2 protein-coding genes are annotated in these 2,617 nt (G+C 37.4%); both read right to left on the bottom strand.

What is annotated here, in order from left to right; all coding sequences use genetic code 11:
- Positions 1-360 precede the first annotated feature (360 nt).
- Entirely contained in the window at positions 361-1,005 is a 645-nt protein-coding gene (locus AC3DU7_RS30775) for a hypothetical protein (protein WP_488043037.1), read from the bottom strand.
- Positions 1,006-1,165: 160 nt separating this feature from the next.
- Positions 1,166-2,248 carry an amidohydrolase family protein gene (locus tag AC3DU7_RS30770; protein WP_488043036.1) on the bottom strand — a complete coding sequence of 361 codons (1,083 nt, stop codon included), beginning with the start codon at positions 2,246-2,248 and terminating at the stop codon, positions 1,166-1,168.
- Positions 2,249-2,617: the final 369 nt, after the last annotated feature.

Below are 2,617 nucleotides of genomic sequence, written 5' to 3'. Positions count from 1 at the left end.
AAACTTCTGAGTGGCAAAATTTAATGAGTTGGACGATTAGTAATAGTGAGGTTTCGTAATATCCTCTCCGACCCTATTCTCAGTAATGATATCTGATCAAACAGTTATAATTAGGGCTTGGTGATTAACTATAAAAGCATTGACATAGTAGCGATAATTGTTAAGACTTGTTCTTTAGAATAAAAAATCCTACTCTTGTATTGAATAGGAAAGGCTGTATAATTAATTATTTTTGTTTTATAGGACAGTATTAGAACAAGCATGAAGAACAAAATAAGTTTTGAATCTTTGCTGTGTTCAAAATTCGCCTTAAGCTACAGGAATGAAACTTTAAACCCAAATTTTTGGTAAGTTCTATGATTAACAAGTAGTACAGCAAGGAACAAATGAATTAGGAGGTGTATAGTTATTACTATCTCGGTCGTTGAGCCAGTTGGATAATTCTTCTTTTGTGAGTGTGGCTTCACTAAATTGTGGGCGAGCTGGAAAGGCAATCATTACTGTCAAAAGATTAGGACTATTAGGGTTAGGATCTTGAATAGACCCGCTAGTAATAGTCGCATCAGTTTTAAATACCACTATGCCAGACTCAATGTCATGCTTATTGAAAAGCGGAAAGTTATAAAGACCTTTGCTTTCATCCTTAACGTCAGCAAAAACTTTACTCAAAAATTCACCGTATATAGTCTGGTCTTGAGGTGTTGCACCCATTAATTTTGCCAAAGAAGGCAATTTATTTGTAGAATTAGGGTTTTCTAATTTATCAAAATTTTTTGTAGGATTTTGAAACCAGTGTCTAGCTTGTTTGGCCAAAGGATCTGATTCCGCATATAACCATATATAGGAAATAATTTGAGAAACCATCTTTGTTCGAGTCAGCATATGTCGCAGAACTGAACCTTGAAATAGTTTGTCAGAGTCTGAGTTTTCTAACAATTGCTTTTCAGTTAACTCTGAAGACTTTTGCCGATCGCTTACAGGCAAACTTTCGGGGGATAATACCATAATAAACCTACCTAATACCTAATAGTCTTTTATTAAAGTAGAAAAATCTTTTCTCTAAATAAAAGAGTATGAAATTTTTAGTTCAATGATACCAGTTCTACAAAAAAAGATAAAATTGCCTAAGTTATATCCTAACAAATTGAAACCTACACATTTCAACTCAAACTTTATAGAAACATTTAGGATTATCCCAAACAATCTTTTTTACTATCTCCTGAGATAAATTCTTCTCAAGCTCTACAACATTTTTCACAATATCTGGCTGATGATCCATGTGTGGATAATCTGAACCAAAAATTAAATTGTCAGAGCCAATGTAATCAATAATTTGAGTCAGATAAGATTCAGATGGGTCAACGGCAATATAACATTGACGGCGAAAATACTCTGAAGGCAGCAATTTTACCATATCTTTGACTTCCCAATGTAAATTTTTGTATTCTTCATCCAACCGCCATAACCAATAGGGCAACCAACCACAACCAGACTCTAAAAATCCTACTCGCAGTTTCGGATGACGCTCCAATACTCCTCCTTCAATTAAGGCCAATAATGCCATCATCTGTTCCATGGGGTGAGAACAAGCATGGAGGGCAAAACGACTATTGAATCTATCTGCTCCCGTGGTGGGTAAGCGACCATGGGTTGCTTCGTGAATGCCTACAGCTATATCTAATTCTTCGCAAGCAGCCCAAAAGGGTTCATATTCTAAATCGCTCAAAATTCTGCCTTTGACGGGGTTAGGGCGTAAAAAAACTGCCTTCCAGCCAAAATTTACAATTCGGTGTAGCTCTTCTACCATCTCCTGGGGATCATGGAGATTCATTGCCCCTACTCCTTTTAACCGACTGGGATCATAGCTACAAAATTCTTCATAAAGCCAAGTATTGTAGGCACGGGTAAAAGCGCCGATGACTTCTGGGGGCAAAGTATCGATCGCAAATAACCACAGTCCAGAAGTAGGATAAACAAAGGCAATATCCACTCCCATCAATACCATTGCTTGGACATGAGATTCTACATCGTAGTGGTTCAAATAAGCATGGGGGTGAGCCTCCATCATCTGTCTATTTCCTTCTTGTTTTACTTGCTGGGAGATTTTTTCGTTGATGGGTTCCCCTTTAATTTTCATGTCCAGGGAGGGAGCAAAGTCTTTAAATTGAGGTTCGAGGTATTTTGCCCACATTTGGGGAGGTTCGATAACGTGGGAGTCTGCATCTATAATTTTGTATCCGTTGAGCATAGTTAAAATAAAGGAGAAAGTGTAGTTCGGTAGTGGATTGTTTCATCTTAAATGTTGCAATAGAAAATTGGCTAGAGATTGCTTCACTATCGTTCGCAATGACAAATCTAATGCACTATTTTAGGTGAAACAGTCCAGTAGTGGATTGTTTCATCTTAAATGTTGCAATAGAAAATTGGCTAGAGATTGCTTCACTATCGTTCGCAATGACAAATCTAATGCACTATTTTAGGTGAAACAGTCCACTACTGGACTAAGAGGTTGTCTGACAAGTCTCATTTGCTAGATCAAAGCCCCCTCAATCCCCCAATTCTGGGCAGGGCTAATTCATTGTCGCCAGAGAAAAATATTGAGGAGTACAATGATTGG

The sequence above is a fragment of the Okeania sp. genome (assembly GCF_983059655.1).
Note: the sequence above shows the minus strand (reverse complement) of the source record. Positions and strands in the feature narration are given on the sequence as shown.